This window comes from Ensifer sp. (assembly GCF_035999135.1).
In the GTDB taxonomy this organism is placed as follows: Bacteria; Pseudomonadota; Alphaproteobacteria; order Rhizobiales; family Rhizobiaceae; genus Ensifer.
In genome coordinates, this window is sequence record NZ_DASYGZ010000166.1 from 1 (window position 1) to 16811 (window position 16811).

Here is a 16811-nt window from a genome sequence, read left to right on the forward strand (position 1 = left end):
GTCTCGAAAACTGCATCAACTGCAGAAGATGCGTCGGTCTTGGAAAGTCCGGCCTTCTCAGCAACGGCAGACACGAGCTCATTTTTGTTCATGTTTCCACCCCTTTCAGATTGGTTCGAAACGACTGTGTTTTAAGGCGCGGCGGCTTGCGCATCGGCCGCGTCTTGCCTTTCCCAATTGCGCCTAATCCCTTGGAATGCAAGGCTTGCAGGGCGTTTTTACAACAAAAAAGACCGGCCAGAGGCCGGTCTTCCCAATTTTTCTGCAAAATGGGCGCCGCGCGAGCCGGCCGCGCCCATTTCCTGGCATCCGTCAGTGGGCGACAGACGCGCCCGCTTCGTCCTGCGAATCAACGGCTGCAACGGTCGCCGGCTCGTTTGCCGGGTCCCATTCGATCGGTTCCGGCATGCGCACCAGCGCGTGCACGAGCACCTCGCCCATGCGTGAAACCGGGATGATCTCGAGCGCGTTCTTCACGTTGTCCGGGATCTCGGCGAGATCCTTGGCATTCTCCTCGGGAATCAGCACCTTCTTGATGCCGCCTCTGAGAGCCGCCAGGAGCTTCTCCTTCAAACCACCGATCGGCAGAACGCGACCACGCAGCGTGATCTCACCGGTCATGGCGACATCCTTGGAGATCGGAATGCCAGTCATGATCGACACGATCGTCGTTGCCATCGCGACACCAGCCGACGGACCATCCTTCGGCGTCGCCCCTTCCGGCACGTGCACGTGGATATCACGCTTGTCGAATAGCGGCGGCTCGATGCCGAAGTCGATCGCACGCGAGCGGACATAGGAGGCCGCTGCAGAAATCGATTCCTTCATCACGTCGCGCAGGTTGCCGGTAACCGTCATGCGGCCCTTGCCGGGCATCATGACGCCTTCGATCGTCAGCAGCTCGCCGCCGACCTCGGTCCAGGCAAGCCCGGTGACCACGCCGACCTGATCGTCGCGCTCGGCTTCGCCATGGCGGAAGCGCGGCACACCCAGGTAGCCGTTGATGTTGGCCGCAGTGACCTCGACCTTCTTGGTCTTGCCCTTGATGATCTCCGTCACGGCCTTACGGGCGAGCTTCATCAACTCGCGTTCGAAGTTACGCACGCCGGCTTCGCGGGTGTAAGTCTGGATGACCGCCATCAGCGCGCCGTCGGTCACCGAGAACTCCTTCGGCTGCAGCGCGTGATCGCGGATCGCCTTCGGCAGCAGGTGCCGCTTGGCGATTTCCAGCTTTTCCTCTTCGGTGTAGCCGGCGATGCGGATCACTTCCATACGGTCCATCAACGGCGCCGGAATGTTCAGCGTGTTGGCCGTGGTGATGAACATCACGTTGGACAGGTCGTATTCGACTTCCAGGTAGTGGTCCATGAAGGTCGAGTTCTGTTCCGGATCCAGCACCTCAAGCAGCGCCGACGACGGATCGCCGCGGAAATCCTGGCCCATCTTGTCGATTTCATCGAGCAGGAACAGCGGGTTGGACCGCTTCGCCTTCTTCATCGACTGAACGACCTTGCCCGGCATGGAGCCGATATAGGTGCGGCGGTGGCCACGGATCTCGGCTTCGTCGCGAACGCCGCCAAGCGCCATGCGCACGTACTCACGGCCGGTCGCCTTGGCGATCGACTTGGCAAGCGACGTCTTGCCGACGCCCGGAGGGCCGACGAGGCACAGGATCGGGCCCTTGATCTTGGTCGAACGCGCCTGCACGGCGAGATACTCGACGATGCGCTCCTTGACCTTGTCGAGGCCGAAGTGGTCGACGTTGAGCACTTCCTCGGCATGGTTGAGGTCGGTCTTGATCTTCGACTTCTTGCCCCAGGGCAGGCCGAGCAGCCAATCCAGGTAATTGCGCACGACCGTGGCTTCCGCCGACATCGGGCTCATCTGGCGCAGCTTCTTCAGTTCGGCGTCGGCTTTCTCGCGCGCTTCCTTGGAGAGCTTCGTCTTGGCGATGCGCTCTTCGATCTCGGCCATCTCGTCGCGGCCGTCTTCGCCGTCGCCGAGCTCCTTCTGGATCGCCTTCATCTGTTCGTTGAGGTAGTACTCGCGCTGGGTCTTTTCCATCTGGCGCTTGACGCGCGAGCGGATGCGCTTTTCCACCTGCAGGACGGAGATTTCACCTTCCATGAAGCCCAGCGCCTTTTCCAGGCGCATCTTCACGCTGGTGGTCTCCAGCATTTCCTGCTTCTCGACGATCTTGATCGACAGGTGCGAGGCGACCGTGTCGGCCAGCTTCGAATAGTCCTCGATCTGGCTGGCGACGCCGACGACCTCGGGAGAGATCTTCTTGTTGAGCTTGACGTAGCTTTCAAACTCCGACACGACCGAGCGGCTGAGCGCCTCGATCTCGACCGGATCCTCTGTCGGCTCGTCCAGCGTATGGGCGGATGCCTCGTAAAACTCTTCGCGCGGCGTGTAGCCGTCGATCTTGGCGCGGGCGCGGCCCTCGACAAGCACCTTGACGGTGCCGTCAGGCAGTTTCAGCAGCTGCAGAACGTTGGCGATCGTGCCGACTTCGTAGATCGCGGAGGGTTCCGGATCGTCATCGGTGGCGTTGATCTGGGTGGCCAGCATGATCTGCTTGTCCGTCCCCATGACCTCTTCAAGCGCCCGGATCGATTTTTCACGGCCGACGAAAAGCGGCACGATCATGTGGGGGAAGACTACGATGTCGCGGAGCGGCAGGACCGGGTAGGTCGCGCTTTCAGTCGCCGGTGACGTTTTGTTCGTCATGTCATTTCCTTTCCGTCCCGATTTCGGGCCCGTTCCCGGGAGCCCCTCAGGCACTCCCGGCTGTCATATTGTCCACATGAAAGTGGAGTGCGACCGCGTCCATTTCAAGGCTTGACGCGACATCCACAAACCGTGGCCGGGGCCTTATGACTAAGCGTTATTGCTGTTGCGGACCTTGCGACGGAGAACAAAACCCGGGACCCGCAACCAATAAGGTCCTTCATTGAATCGTCACATCATTGCGTTGTTTGAGACACTTTAGCAACAATCGAATTGTGAAATCTGCACCCGGCCGCGCCTGTCTCAACAGCTAAGTGCGCAGACATGAAAAAGCCCGCACAGGGCGGGCTCTTTCAGGAATGGCAGATCGGATCAGGCCGAGACGTTGGTCTTTTCGTCCGACCGTTCCGAGTAGATGTAGAGCGGCCGGGCCGAACCCTTGACCACCTCGTCCGAGATCACCACTTCGCGCACGCCTTCGAGCGTCGGCAGCTCGAACATGGTGTCGAGCAGGATCTTCTCCATGATCGAGCGAAGGCCGCGGGCGCCGGTCTTGCGCACGATCGCCCGGCGGGCAATCTCGCGCAGCGCGTCCTCGTGGAAGGTCAGTTCCACGTCTTCCATCTCGAACAGGCGCTGGTACTGCTTGATCAGCGCGTTCTTCGGCTCCGACAGGATCTGGATCAGAGCATCCTCGTCGAGATCCTCGAGCGTCGCCAGGACCGGCAGGCGGCCGATGAATTCCGGGATCAGGCCGAACTTGACGAGATCTTCCGGCTCCAGTTCGCGCAGGACCTCGCCGACGCGGCGATCTTCCGGCGAGCGAACCGTTGCACCGAAACCGATCGAGGTCTTCTCGCCACGGGCGGAGATGATCTTGTCGAGGCCGGCAAACGCACCGCCGCAGATGAAGAGGATGTTCGTGGTGTCGACCTGCAGGAATTCCTGCTGCGGATGCTTGCGGCCACCCTGGGGCGGCACCGAGGCTACAGTGCCTTCCATGATCTTCAGCAGGGCCTGCTGCACGCCCTCGCCCGAAACGTCGCGGGTGATCGAGGGATTGTCGGACTTGCGCGAAATCTTGTCGACTTCGTCGATGTAGACAATGCCGCGCTGCGCGCGCTCGACGTTGTAGTCGGCGGCTTGGAGCAGCTTCAAAATGATGTTCTCGACGTCTTCACCGACGTAACCGGCCTCGGTCAGTGTCGTGGCGTCGGCCATCGTGAACGGCACGTCGATGATGCGTGCGAGCGTCTGGGCGAGATAGGTCTTGCCGCAGCCGGTCGGGCCGACGAGCATGATGTTCGACTTCGCCAGTTCGACGTCGCTGCCCTTGGCCGCGTGCGCGAGGCGCTTGTAATGGTTGTGCACAGCCACCGACAGAATGCGCTTGGCCTGCTGCTGGCCGATGACGTATTCGTCGAGGACCTTGATGATTTCCTGAGGGGTCGGCACACCGTCGCGCGACTTGACCATCGAGGTCTTGTTCTCTTCGCGAATGATGTCCATGCACAGTTCGACGCATTCATCGCAGATGAAGACCGTCGGTCCGGCAATCAGCTTGCGGACTTCGTGCTGGCTCTTGCCGCAGAACGAACAATAAAGCGTATTTTTCGAGTCACCGCCGTTGCTTCCGCTGACCTTGCTCATTTCCACTTCCTTCCAGCACGCCGGACACTTGAGAATAAAGTATCGCGGACCACTCAATTTGCCCTGCAGCTCAACCTCATGCGGGGCTTCCGGGAGTACTCACCGCACCGAGCAAAACGCCCGACGCGGTCGCAACGACTCTCCCAACTCCTACCGGACACTACGCTGTCAGATTCCAACATAGCATTAACGGTTCATATTACCGGCTTTACCCCGACGATAAAGCCCTTGAGCCATTACAATTGTGTCACAATTACATCTACGGCGACACAAAAGCGCGTTATCAGGCCTGTTCGCCGCCTTCGATTTCCTCGCGCGAGGTCAGCACCTTGTCGACGAGGCCCCAGCTCAGAGCTTCGTCAGCGTTCATGAAATGATCGCGATCGAGCGTCTGTTCGACCTCTTCGTAGGTGCGGCCGCAATGCTTGACGTAGACCTCGTTGAGGCGGCGCTTCATCTTCAGGATGTCCTTGGCGTGACGCTCGATATCCGAGGCCTGGCCCTGGAAGCCGCCCGAGGGCTGGTGAACCATGATGCGCGCGTTCGGCGTGGCAAAACGCATGTCCTTGTGGCCGGCGGCCAGGAGCAGCGAACCCATCGAGGCGGCCTGACCGACGCAGAGCGTCGAAACGGCCGGCTTGATGAACTGCATCGTGTCGTAGATCGCCATGCCCGACGTCACGACGCCGCCCGGCGAATTGATGTAGAGCGCGATTTCCTTCTTCGGGTTTTCCGCTTCGAGGAAAAGAAGCTGGGCGCAGACGAGCGTTGCCATCTGGTCTTCGACCGGGCCGGTGACGAAGATGATGCGCTCCTTCAGAAGGCGCGAAAAGATATCGTAGGAACGTTCACCGCGGTTGGTCTGCTCAACAACCATCGGCACCAGTGCCAGGGCGGTATCAACGGGATTTCTCATATCGAACCTTCATCAATCGGGCTCGCAAAACCTTTGCGAACCGGGAATCACGGGATTTACCTTCTGTCCCTACATAGAGTGTCAACACCCTTCACTTCAAGTCGCCAACCTTCGATAACCTTAATCGATGGCGCCGTCCTGCACGAAGTTTGTCCGTCCTCCACACATGGTTGGCGCTGAAACATTTTTCCACCGGCATCCGCCGCCGCGTTCGGGCGAACAGCGGCCTGCGGGCATCGGCGATGCGGCTTGCGAGCCGATAACCTGCGCCTTGGCTCGCTAAAGCTGGGACTCGATCGGCAGAATGCGGATCAGGCCGGCAATCATCCGTCTGGTGCGGCTCGCGTCCGGCTCATGACGCAACAGCCGCTCCGAGCCGTTGGCGCGGTCTCGCCAGACAAGGCGCGAACCGTCGATCCCGAGGCGGTAGCTGATCGCAGGCGATGTCTCCTCCTCGAACATCAGAGCCAGTTCGCCCGCAAGGGCCGCATCGGCAAACACCACGCCCATTTCGGTGTTGAGCGAGGCGGAGCGCGGATCGAAATTCATCGAGCCGACGAAGCCGTTCAGTCCATCGACGACAAAAGCCTTGCTGTGCAGGCTCGCATTGCGGCGCCCGAACAGGGTCATGCGGTGTCCGTCGGCAACATCGCCCTGCTCTTTCAGCTCAAACAGCGCGATGCCGGCCCGGATCAGCTTGCGCCGGTACTTGACGTAACCGCCGTGAACCGCAGCAACGTCGGTCGCGGCGAGCGAGTTGGTCAAAACGGAAACCCGCGCACCGCGCGAAACGATGGCTGCAAGTTCCCGCGTGCCCGCAACGCCGGGGATGAAGTAGGGCGAGATGATTCTGAGATCGCGCCGGGTCGCCTCGATCAGCGGGAAGAGCTCGCGCAAAAGCCAGTTCTGACGACGTTGCATCAGCGCTTTTTCCGGCGGATCGGACGCGAGGCGCACATCGATACTCCAATGGAGCTGGCGGGTGCCATGGTAGAGACCGGCCTCGTCGACGGCCCTGTCGACGCGCTCGAGGTAAAAGCGGCCGGCCGGCGTGCGGGCAAGCCCGTCGACCGTCTCGCGCAACGCCGGCAGATACTGTTTGCGCGGCGTGCGCAGCGCTGCGATCGGCAGAACCGAGGCGCTGTTCCAGTAGCGGTCGAACATCGCCGACGCCTGCTCCAGGACCGGCCCGACCATCCAGACGTCGAGATCGCGAAAGTTGGAAAGCTCGGCGGCATCGAAATAGGCATCGCCGATGTTGCGTCCGCCGGCGATCGCCACGCGCCCGTCGGCCACCCAAAGCTTGTTGTGCATGCGACGGGTGGCGCTGAAGGCGCGGATCGCCATCTCGAAGCCGCGACGAAAACGATCGGTGCGCGCCCTGCTCGGATTGAACAACCGGACATCGATGTTGGGATGTGCGTCGAGCGCGATGCACATGCGGTCGTGAATTCCGGCATTGATGTCGTCGAGCAGCAACCGCACCTGCACGCCCCGATCGGCAGCAGCGAGGATCTCGCGCGCCAGCAGAAGACCGGCCAGGTCACCCTTCCAGTAATAATACTGCAGATCGAGGCTTCGGCCGGCGCGCCGCGCGCTGTGCGCGCGTGCCACGAAGGCTTCGATATTGTCGGAGACGAGCGCGATCCCGTTTGCGCCGGGTCGATCGGCGAGAGACGGAGCGACGATCCGGTCGAGTTCCGTCTCAGCATCCGCCACGGCAAGGGCCGTCGACGGCGGCCCATGCGGGCGCCGTCCGAACCGGCCATAAATGTAGAGGACAGCCGCCACGACGACGCCGGAGACGGCGGCCGCGATGATCAGGACCAAGGACACCATCGAAAGCCCACTCAGCGCCCCCTGTCAGACCGATCCCAAACGACCGGCCTCGACCCGCTTGCCCCGGTGTTCGTGCTGCGCCGCCTTCAGGTCGATCGAGGCCTTTACCGGCAGGTGGTCGGAGGCAACCCGCGCAAGCGGAGAATCGTGCACGGCGACGGACGTCACCAGATTGTGCGGATTGCCGAGCACGCGATCGAGCGGCAGCAGCGGAAACCGTGACGGGAAACTGGCAACCGTCGCATGGGACGGATCAAAGATCGGACTGAGGAACGACAGCGACGACCGCCGGCCCATCCGCCATTCGTTGAGATCGCCCATCAGCAAGGTCGGCCGCCCGTTTGCATCTGCCGCCGCCTCCAGGATCGCTTCCGCCTGCTGGGCACGCGAATGCCGGAGAAGACCGAGATGGGCAGCAATGATGCGCAGCGGACCGACCTTCAGATCGAGATCGACGACGAGCGCGCCACGCGGTTCGACACCGGGCAGTTTCAGTTGCCGCACGTCGGAAACCGCACCTTCGCGCAGCAGAAGCACGTTGCCGTGCCAGCCATGCCCCTTGGTCGAAAAACCGGAGATCGGTACCGACACCAGATGGGCCTCGCGCCGAAGATGCTCCAGGTCAAGCAGCCCGGCGCGCTCGCCGAACCGCTGGTCGGCCTCCTGCAAGGCGACGATGTCGGCCCCGAGCTCGCTGATCACATTGGCCGTTCGCCCCGGATCGAAGCGCCCGTCGGTGCCGACACATTTGTGGATGTTGTAGGATGCGATGACGATGTCGCCACGGCTTACCGCCGCTTCGCGGTGGACGACGGTGGGACGCCGCTTGCGGATCGCCGCCACGATCCCCGCCGATAGACTGGACTGGTTTTTTGCCATGCCGCTCCCTGTCTGCTGCCTGCATCATTGCGCAAATAGGTCACAGGGCGCCACTGAAAAAGGGAGGTCAGGGCAAGTTGTTTGCGACCGCGGCACCGCGCCGCATCGGCGGCGCGGCTTTCGGTAATCGTGCGCCGCTCTCAGTCGCCAGGTCCGGCAAACAGAACCAGGTTGCCGTCGGGATCGTGCACGATGAAGGTGCGCGTCCCCCAAGGCTCTGTCCGCAACGGCTGGTGAAAGCGCACACCGGCTGCCTGGTAGGAGAGGAACAACTGCTTGATATCGCTGGCGGAGTTGAGGCCGATCGACGCAGCGAGCAGGTGTTCCCGTTCCCGGATGCCTGCGACGAAGACAGGTTCGCAAACCAGGCGCAAGGCGAGGCATGCGTGGTCTCGGGCAACCTGGCCGTAAAACGGCGGCTCCCCGTAGACGAAGTCGACGGCAAAGCCGAGTTTGTCGCAATAAAAGTCGCATGCGGCCCTGATGTCGGCCACGAAAAGCTGTGCGGCCGTCGATTGCAGCACGGGTTGCGATGCGGTTGGTCTTGATGGCGCGGTCATTGCTGGTGCTCCCGATTTGAGCGCCTGCCAGCTGTCGAATCCGCTTTGACGTGCAACCAGTTCCTGCGCGTCGGCGAGCTTGAACTCGGCCTTGAGAATGGCGTCGTCATCAAGGGATAGGAAACGCGGCAAGCCAGACCTTATCGTCGCCGCAACGGGATAATGCCCTTCGCGGTGCCATTTAAGATACTGTTTCGCCTGCTTCTTCAGGTTTTCGAGATTTGGCATGGGCGCAACTACAGACTGTTCCGGTAGGTGGGCATTGCCCTTTCGGCCGATCGCCGATGCGCCCCATGCAGCGGCCTGAGAGTGACTGCCAAAGCCTGCGCTGTCAACGGCTTCGGCAAGAATGGAACGCCGGATATCCGCGCTTGCCGGCTGATCCCCGGTTCCCGTAGAGATAGGCAATACCCGTTTGCGCAAAGAGCCAGACCATGCCTGCACTTGCCATCGACGACACCACGAGGCGCGTTTCGATCGACGCGCGCAATCCGGCTTTCTTCCGCGCGCCACTTGCGGCCTATGCCGAGATCCACGCGCAATGTCCGACCTTCTTCTGGGAGGAACGGCAGCAATGGTATTTCGCAGGCTACGACCAGGTGAACGCGCTTCTGCGCGATCGCCGTTTCGGCCGCCAGATCCTGCATGTGGCGACGCGCGAAGAACTCGGCATGGACCCGCCGAAGCCGCATCTCAAGGATTTCGATGCACTGGAGGAGCATTCGCTGCTGGAACTCGAGCCGCCCGCCCACACGCGGCTGCGCACGCTCGTCAATCGCGCCTTCGTCTCAAGGCAGATCGAACAGCTGCGTCCGGACATCGAGCAGCTTTCGCATGCGCTGATCGATGGCTTCGAGGCCGATGGCGAAGTCGAGTTGCTGAAGGCCTTTGCCGAAACGCTTCCGGTGACGATCATCGCCCGCATGCTCGGAATTCCGGCCGAAGCCACACCCGATCTTCTCGACTGGTCGCATCGCATGGTCCGGATGTATGTCTTCAATCCGAGCCACGAGACCGAACTCGACGCCAACAGGGCGTCGGCCGATTTCACCACCTATCTCAGGGAAATCATCGCGGACAAGCGACGCAATCCGGGCGACGACCTGCTGACGCACATGATTACCTCGGAGAAGGATGGAGAGCGGCTCAGCGAGGAAGAGCTGGTCTCGATCACCGCGCTGCTCCTCAACGCCGGACACGAAGCAACCGTGCACCAGATCGGCAATGCCGTGAAGACCATCCTGGACACCGGCTATTCAGCGAAAGACCTGTTCGTCACGAACGCGGCAACGACGTTGACGATCGAAGAGTGCCTGCGCTTTGCAGCACCACTGCACATTTTCCAGCGCTACGCGCTATCGGATGTCGAACTCGATGAAGGCATTTCGCTTCGAAAGGGCGACAAGATCGGACTGCTGCTTGGAGCGGCCAACGTCGACCCGAAAAAATTCAGCGATCCGAACCGCTTCCGGCCGGGCCGGGACGAAGGCGCCAACGTCTCCTTCGGCGCCGGCCTGCATTTTTGCATCGGCGCACCCCTCGCGCGACTGGAGCTCAACCTGGCGCTGCCGATCCTCTTTCAGCGCCTGCCGCGCATGCGGCTGAAGAACGAGCCCGAGGTCAAGGACGCGTTTCATTTCCACGGCCTGGAGCGACTTGATCTGGTCTGGTGAGTTGCTGAGTTCCGGAACCGAAGGCCCCGACCGGCTTACAGCCGGATAACGTAGTCCTTGCGGGTGGTCTCCACCACTTCCCAGGTGCCTTCGAAACCCGGTCGCAGGATCATGCTGTCGCCGGCTTTCAGATGTGCCGCCTCACCGCCATCCTGCGTGACGATCGAGTAGCCGGAGATGATGTGGAAGTACTCCCACTCCTCGTAGACGATCCGCCACTTGCCGGGCGTCGCTTCCCAGACGCCGGCATAGAGGCCGCCTTCGGCCTCCTCCAGGTTCCAGGTCCTGAACTGCGGCGCACCCGATATCAGCCGTTCGGCGGCGGGCGTTCCCTCCTCCGGCTCGACGGAGGACAAATCGAACTTCTGCATTTTGGTCATTGGGCACCCTAACGGCGAGGGCTTCTCCGCTCAGCCTGTGCGAGGTTTACGATCGTCTTGCACCTTCGACGGTGCTGTCCTTGATATCAAACGATTCTGTCGTTTTGTCGCTTCAGGGGGCACTTAGGCTGGCCATGAAGTCCTTGTACAGTGTCCAAGCCGGCTCGTAGCTATGTGATATTTGGATTGAATACGGCTGTCCCTTCAATCTCTAATTGAACTGCACCATCCAGCCGTCAAAATCCTTGACATACCAATACCATTCCTTGCGCTGATTTCCGGTAACGACCAGCACTAGGCGACCCGCGCCGTTTACATCCAACTCTTCCAAAGCGTCTTCGAAGGCGATGTGAGCGTTGTTGGTTTCCGCATCGGGCATTCCGTTCGTCGGCGAGCTATAACGCCAAAGGACCACGACCCGGTTCGCAAAATCGACCTCTTTCACCCCAGTAGGCACGGCGCTCAAACCTCGAAAGATCAGTGGTTTCCCATCTTCCTGACCGGTCGCTGTAAAGTACATAGGCGGTCATCGCCGAACTTCCGCATAAAAAGATCCACACGAGATACTTCGTGAATTGAAGCATGAGCCACCGAAGCGCGTCCGCCGGAGCGGACGCACTGAAGGAAAAAAGTCCATGAACTTCGTCAGCCAGAGGCTTTTCAGAGCTTGCCCAGCGACTGCTCGAGATCGGCGATGATGTCGGAGACGTCCTCGATGCCGACCGAAAGGCGAACGACGTCAGGGCCGGCACCGGCCGCGACCTGCTGCTCGGGCGTCAGTTGCCGATGGGTCGTCGAGGCCGGGTGAATGACGAGCGAGCGCGTGTCGCCGATGTTGGCGAGATGCGAGAACATCTCAAGGCCCTCGACGAAGCGCTTGCCGGCTTCGTAGCCGCCCTTGAGGCCGAAGGTGAAGACGGCACCGGCGCCCTTTGGCGAATAGCGCTTCTGCAGGGCGTGATTTGGGTTGTCTTCAAGCCCGGCGTAATTGACCCAGGAGACCTTATCGTTCGTCTTCAGCCACCTGGCGACGGCAAGCGCATTGTCGCAATGGCGCTGCATGCGCAGCGGCAGGGTCTCCGAGCCGGTGACGAGCATGAAGGCGTTGAACGGCGAGATCGCCGGCCCGAAATCGCGCAGGCCCAGCACGCGGCAGGCAATGGCGAAGGCGATGCTGCCGAAGGTCTGGTGCAGCAGGACGCCGGCATATTCCGGACGCGGCTCCGACAGCATCGGATACTTGCCCGACTTCGACCAGTCGAAGGTGCCGCCATCGACGATCACGCCGCCCATCGAATTGCCGTGGCCGCCGATGAATTTGGTCAGCGAATGCACGACGATATCGGCGCCGTGCTCCAGTGGCCGCAACAGGTACGGCGTCGCCATGGTGTTGTCGACGATCAGCGGCACCCCGTGCTTGCGCGCAACCTCGGCGATCGCGGCGATATCGACGAAGGTGCCGCCGGGATTGGCAAGGCTTTCGATAAAGATTGCCTTGGTGCGACCGTCGATCTTCGCTTCGAACGAGGCCGGATCGCTTGGATCGGCCCAGCGCACCTGCCAGTCGAAGGACTTGAAGGCGTGGCCGAACTGGTTGACCGAACCGCCGTAGAGCCGGTTGGCGGCGACGAAATTGTCGCCCGGGCTCATGATCGTGTGGAAGACCAGCAGCTGAGCGGCATGCCCCGAGGCAACCGCGAGCGCAGCCGTGCCGCCCTCGAGCGCGGCAATTCGCTCTTCGAGCACCGCCTGCGTCGGGTTCATGATACGGGTGTAGATATTGCCGAACTGCTGCAGGCCGAAGAGTGCTGCTGCGTGATCCGTATCGTTGAAGACGAAACTCGTCGTCTGATAAATCGGTGTTGCCCGCGCGCCCGTCGTCGGATCCGGTTGTGCGCCTGCGTGGATGGCGAGTGTATTGAAGCCAGGATTGTCTTTCGTCATCTTATCCCTCCCATGACCAGGGCACGGCGCACCCTCAGTACCGCCTGAGCGCCCTATCACCTTGAATCTTTGCGTAATCCGCATCGCACCTTCACGCCAAGCGCAAAAGTCGCGGCACTATTCCAGAGCCGCCGCGTGTGGTCAAAGAGGTTTTTGCGATACCGGCAGTTGCGGCGAGCGAAGGTCCGCCGCAGCAACCTCGATCAGCCGATCAGGCGGGGGTACTCGATGGCCGGACAGCGATCCATGACGACCTTGATGCCGGCGGCTTCGGCCTTCGCGGCAGCGCCGTCGTGACGAACGGAAAGCTGCCCCCATATCGCCTTCGGCAGCGCATCAAGCGCCAGGATCTCGTCGACCAGCGCCGGAAGTGCATCGGCGGCACGGAACACATCGACCATGTCGATCGGCTCCTTGACGTCCGTAAGCCTGCCAACCACCGTCTGGCCCTGGATGGTCTTGCCGACATGTCCGGGGTTGATCGGGATCACCCGATATCCCTTGCGCAACAAGAACGCCATGACCCGATGGCTCGGCCGTTCTGCGTTCGGCGAGGCCCCGACGAGGGCAATCGTCTTCGTCTCGCGCAGGATGTCGGCAAGGTAAAAGTCCGGATAGGCGTCGTGGTTCATCTAAGGCTTCGCATCCATTCCAATTGAACGGGCGTATAATGATGCCAGGCCCCGGCAAGTCAACTGCGCTTCACGGTCTTGCCACAGCGGACTATCGCGCGGATCAAGGACTTTCCGGTTGCTTTTATGGTCGGGCGGCGCGACAAGCGTCTGAAAGCCGCCACATCGTTTCCGAGGTTCCATCTTGCCATTAGAAGTCATTGCGCTCGTCCTTTTCGGGGCGTTGCTGCACGCGACCTGGAATGCGCTCGTCAAGGCAGGCTCGGAAAAATCCCTCGATGCGGCGATGATCGCGCTTGGGGCGGCTGTGGTAGCGCTCCCGTTCCTGCCGTTCATGCCCTTGCCCAAGCCGGAGGCCTGGCCGTACATTCTGGTCTCGGCCCTGTTCCAGTTCGCCTATTTCCAGCTCGTTGCCGCCTCCTATCGCGCCGGCGATATCGGCCTCGTCTATCCGCTGATGCGTGGAGCAGCACCGTTATTGGTCGCGATGACCAGCGGGGTGCTGATCGGCGAAAAGCTCACCTTCGGCACGATGATCGGCATCCTGACGATTTCGGCCGGTGTGCTGACGCTTGCCTTCGAGTCGCGCAAGGGCGGCAAGCACGCGATCGTTCTCGCCTTGCTCAACGCCTGCGTCATCGCCAGCTACACCTTTGTCGACGGCATCGGCGCGCGCGTCTCGGGCAACGCCATTTCCTACACGCTGTGGATGGCGCTGTTGCCGCCTGTGTTGCTGTTTGCCTGGGCTTTTGCCCGGCGCGGTATCAAGCCGGTCGCCCGCCATGTCTACAAGAATTGGTGGCGGGGGCTCATCGGCGGCGCCGGATCGATCGGCGCCTATGGACTGGCGCTCTGGGCGATGACCAAGGCGCCGGTCGCAACCGTCGCTGCCCTCCGCGAAACCTCGATCCTGTTTGCGGTGGTGATCTCGGTCGTCTTCCTGAAGGAGCCGGTCAGCGTCTGGCGCATTGCGGCTGCCTGTGTCATCGCGCTCGGCGCGCTGCTTTTGAAGCTTGCCTGAGCGTCAGTCGTCCTTCCATTCCGGCATGCGCTTGCCGAGGAAGGCGCCGATGCCATCTTCGGCGTCGCGCGCAAGCATGTTCTCGGTCATGACGCTGACGGCGTAGTCGTAGGCTTCCGGCAGGTCCATCTCGGCCTGACGATAGAAGGCCTCCTTGCCGATCTTCAGCGCCTGAGGCGACTTCGAGGCGATCACGGCGGCATATTTGTCGACGACCTGGCGCAGGTACTGCTGCGGCACGATGCGGTTGACGAGGCCAAAATCCTTGGCGGTGGAGGCATCGATGGTCTCGCCGGTCAAGAGCATCTCCATCGCCTGCTTGCGGTGCGCGGCCCGCGACACCGCGACCATCGGCGTCGAGCAGAACAGGCCGATATTGACGCCGGGCGTGCAGAAGGTCGAGCTGTCCGTGCAGATCGCCAGATCGCAGCTGGCGACCAGCTGGCAACCGGCGGCGGTCGCGAGGCCGTCAATTTCGGCGATGACCGCCTGCGGCAACCGGTTGATCTTCAGCATCAGGTCGGCTGCAAGGCGGATCGTCTTTTCGTAGAACGCCCTGCCCCGGTCGTCATCCTGACGGTGCGCGGTCATTTCCTTGAGATCGTGTCCAGCCGAAAACAGCTTGCCGGTCGCTGAAAGCACAACGACCCGGATATCCTTGGCGAGGCAGACCGCGTCAAACTCGGCATGCAGTGCCTCCATCATGGCGATCGAGAGCACGTTGGCCGGCGGGTTGTTGAGGGTGAGCCTCAGCACCGGTCCGGACCGTTCACGCAGCAGCAGGCCATTCGGCTCCTCTTTCCGGAACGATACGACGTCGGCCATCTAATTCTCCTTGGGCTTGAACTCGGCATGGTGGTACGCCGGCCGCGTGCGCTGCGCAACCCGACAGAGCCGTCTCGGTCGCGTTGCGCCTAAGACCTTTTTCCGCCTTGCGTCCGGCAACGGTCAGGTTTCAGCTATAGGGATAATCTAGGGGACTGAAACTTCATGACCATCGAACCGATCATGACCGTCGAGCAACTGAACCGTTTTCTCGACACCGACTTCCCGCAGGTCCACACCGACGGCAAGGTCTTTCACGTCACCACGGTCGGTCCAGGTTTTGCCACCATGCGCCTCGATCCGAACGAAAGGCACATCCGCCCTGGCGGCACGGTCTCAGGCCCCACGCTCTTTGCGCTCGCCGACGTCTCGGCCTATATCGCGCTGATCGCGCATATCGGCCCCATCGCACTTGCCGTCACCACCAACCTCAACATCAATTTCCTGCGCAAGCCCGAACCGGAGCCGCTCGAATGCACCTGCCGGATCCTGAAACTCGGCAAGCGGCTCGCCGTTCTCGATGCTGCGATCGTCAAGGTCGGCGATGACGATCTTGTCGCGCATGCCACCGCGACCTATTCGATTCCGCCGCGCTAACTTGTGGTAACAAAATACCCCATAAATAAGATGTTGTTTTTGTTATATTTTATTTCCAAGTCACGGATTTGGCGTTCTTGACGCTTGTTTCGCACTTGCGTATAAGCTGCCGCAGATCGCGGTCCTCTCAAGGGCCGCTTTCTCTTTTGTCCGGGAAACCGGTCAAAACCAAGCAACAAGAAACGCCCAGCGGTTCGCCGCTCGGGTCCAAAGAAAGAGTTTTTGATATGGCAACCTTCGTTCAGAAGCCTGCAGAGGTGGAGAAGAAGTGGATCATCATCGATGCCGAAGGCCTCGTTGTTGGTCGCCTCGCTTCCCTCATCGCAAACCGCCTGCGCGGCAAGCACAAAGCTACCTTCACCCCGCATGTTGACGACGGCGACAACGTCATCGTCATCAACGCCGAGAAGGCAGTTCTGACGGGCAAGAAGTACACCGACAAGAAGTACTACTGGCACACCGGCTACCCCGGCGGCATCAAGGAGCGCACCGCGCGCCAGATCATCGAAGGCCGCTTCCCGGAGCGCGTCCTCGAGAAGGCCGTCGAGCGCATGGTTCCGCGCGGTCCGCTCGGCCGTCGCCAGATGAAGAACCTTCGCGTTTACGCAGGCGCCAACCACCCGCATGAAGCACAGCAGCCGACCGTCCTCGACGTCGCCAAGCTGAACAGCAAGAACACAAGGAGCGCCTGATAATGGCTGACCTTTCCGCTCTCAAGGAAATCGCCACGACCGCGGAACCGGCTGCTCCGGTTCACGTCAAGAAGGTCGACGCCCAGGGTCGCTCCTACGCGACCGGCAAGCGTAAGAACGCTGTTGCCCGCGTATGGGTCAAGCCCGGCTCGGGCAAGATCACCATCAACGGCAAGCCGTACCTCGACTACTTCGCCCGTCCGGTTCTGCAGATGATCCTGCAGCAGCCGATCGTCGCTGCTGCCCGTGATGGTCAGTTCGACATCGACGCGACCGTAGCCGGTGGTGGTCTCTCCGGCCAGGCCGGTGCCGTTCGTCACGGCATCTCGAAGGCACTCACCTACTTCGAGCCGGGCCTGCGCTCGGTTCTGAAGCGCGGTGGCTTCCTCACCCGCGACAGCCGCGTGGTCGAGCGTAAGAAGTACGGCCGTGCGAAGGCACGTCGTTCGTTCCAGTTCTCGAAGCGTTAA

At 61.4% G+C, this 16811-nt stretch carries 16 protein-coding genes and 1 pseudogene; 5 read left to right on the forward strand and 12 right to left on the reverse strand.

Annotated features, from left to right (window positions below; genetic code table 11):
• The 7 genes and pseudogenes from hupB to VGO12_RS21490 form a co-directional block, all read right to left on the reverse strand.
• Positions 1-92, reverse strand: a pseudogene (gene hupB / locus VGO12_RS21460) (DNA-binding protein HupB); the annotation flags it as partial.
• A 220-nt stretch (positions 93-312) separates the two neighbouring features.
• Positions 313-2733, reverse strand: coding sequence for an endopeptidase La (lon, locus tag VGO12_RS21465; protein ID WP_327514779.1), 2421 nt, complete (start codon positions 2731-2733; stop codon positions 313-315).
• Positions 2734-3105: 372 nt separating this feature from the next.
• On the reverse strand, positions 3106-4383 hold the full coding sequence (clpX, locus tag VGO12_RS21470; RefSeq protein ID WP_043611478.1) for an ATP-dependent Clp protease ATP-binding subunit ClpX: 1278 nt from the start codon (positions 4381-4383) through the stop codon (positions 3106-3108).
• 283 nt (positions 4384-4666) lie between these two features.
• Positions 4667-5299, reverse strand: coding sequence for an ATP-dependent Clp protease proteolytic subunit (locus tag VGO12_RS21475; protein WP_034803630.1), 633 nt, complete (start codon positions 5297-5299; stop codon positions 4667-4669).
• Positions 5300-5578: 279 nt separating this feature from the next.
• Positions 5579-7138 carry a phospholipase D family protein gene (locus VGO12_RS21480; protein ID WP_327514780.1) on the reverse strand — a complete coding sequence of 520 codons (1560 nt, stop codon included), beginning with the start codon at positions 7136-7138 and terminating at the stop codon, positions 5579-5581.
• Between the two features lie 24 nt (positions 7139-7162).
• The gene (locus VGO12_RS21485; protein WP_327514781.1) at positions 7163-8017 is read right to left on the reverse strand and encodes an endonuclease/exonuclease/phosphatase family protein; all 855 of its coding nucleotides are present in this window, start codon (positions 8015-8017) and stop codon (positions 7163-7165) included.
• A gap of 140 nt (positions 8018-8157) precedes the next feature.
• The gene (locus VGO12_RS21490) at positions 8158-8805 is read right to left on the reverse strand and encodes a VOC family protein (RefSeq protein WP_327514790.1); all 648 of its coding nucleotides are present in this window, start codon (positions 8803-8805) and stop codon (positions 8158-8160) included.
• A gap of 206 nt (positions 8806-9011) precedes the next feature.
• Between VGO12_RS21490 and VGO12_RS21495 the strand changes: the two genes are divergently transcribed.
• Entirely contained in the window at positions 9012-10250 is a 1239-nt protein-coding gene (locus tag VGO12_RS21495) for a cytochrome P450 (RefSeq protein ID WP_327514782.1), read from the forward strand.
• Between the two features lie 35 nt (positions 10251-10285).
• Here the strand turns inward: VGO12_RS21495 and VGO12_RS21500 are convergent, their stop codons facing one another.
• The 4 genes from VGO12_RS21500 to VGO12_RS21515 all read right to left on the reverse strand — a co-directional run bounded on the left by VGO12_RS21500 (position 10286) and on the right by VGO12_RS21515 (position 13206).
• Entirely contained in the window at positions 10286-10630 is a 345-nt protein-coding gene (locus VGO12_RS21500) for a cupin domain-containing protein (RefSeq protein ID WP_327514783.1), read from the reverse strand.
• A 211-nt stretch (positions 10631-10841) separates the two neighbouring features.
• Positions 10842-11150, reverse strand: coding sequence for a DUF695 domain-containing protein (locus VGO12_RS21505; protein ID WP_327514784.1), 309 nt, complete (start codon positions 11148-11150; stop codon positions 10842-10844).
• Between the two features lie 140 nt (positions 11151-11290).
• Positions 11291-12574, reverse strand: a complete 1284-nt coding sequence (locus VGO12_RS21510) for an O-acetylhomoserine aminocarboxypropyltransferase (RefSeq protein ID WP_327514785.1) — start codon at positions 12572-12574, stop codon at positions 11291-11293.
• 203 nt (positions 12575-12777) lie between these two features.
• Positions 12778-13206: a CoA-binding protein gene (locus tag VGO12_RS21515; RefSeq protein WP_327514786.1), complete on the reverse strand. Its 429-nt coding sequence runs from the start codon at positions 13204-13206 to the stop codon at positions 12778-12780.
• 184 nt (positions 13207-13390) lie between these two features.
• Between VGO12_RS21515 and VGO12_RS21520 the strand changes: the two genes are divergently transcribed.
• A complete protein-coding gene (locus VGO12_RS21520; protein ID WP_327514787.1) occupies positions 13391-14227 on the forward strand; it encodes a DMT family transporter in 837 nt (278 codons plus the stop codon).
• Between the two features lie 3 nt (positions 14228-14230).
• On the opposite strand, the gene VGO12_RS21525 is transcribed toward VGO12_RS21520, so the two are convergent.
• Positions 14231-15052, reverse strand: coding sequence for an enoyl-CoA hydratase (locus tag VGO12_RS21525; RefSeq protein ID WP_327514788.1), 822 nt, complete (start codon positions 15050-15052; stop codon positions 14231-14233).
• Positions 15053-15217: 165 nt separating this feature from the next.
• On the opposite strand from VGO12_RS21525, the gene VGO12_RS21530 reads away from it, so the two are divergent.
• The 3 genes from VGO12_RS21530 (at position 15218) to rpsI (ending at position 16811) form a co-directional block, all read left to right on the forward strand.
• Positions 15218-15649, forward strand: coding sequence for a PaaI family thioesterase (locus tag VGO12_RS21530; RefSeq protein WP_327514789.1), 432 nt, complete (start codon positions 15218-15220; stop codon positions 15647-15649).
• 227 nt (positions 15650-15876) lie between these two features.
• Positions 15877-16341 (forward strand): 50S ribosomal protein L13, encoded by a 465-nt coding sequence (gene rplM, locus VGO12_RS21535; protein ID WP_043611469.1) that lies wholly within the window; start codon positions 15877-15879, stop codon positions 16339-16341.
• Positions 16342-16343: 2 nt separating this feature from the next.
• Positions 16344-16811 (forward strand): 30S ribosomal protein S9, encoded by a 468-nt coding sequence (gene rpsI / locus VGO12_RS21540; RefSeq protein ID WP_327495451.1) that lies wholly within the window; start codon positions 16344-16346, stop codon positions 16809-16811.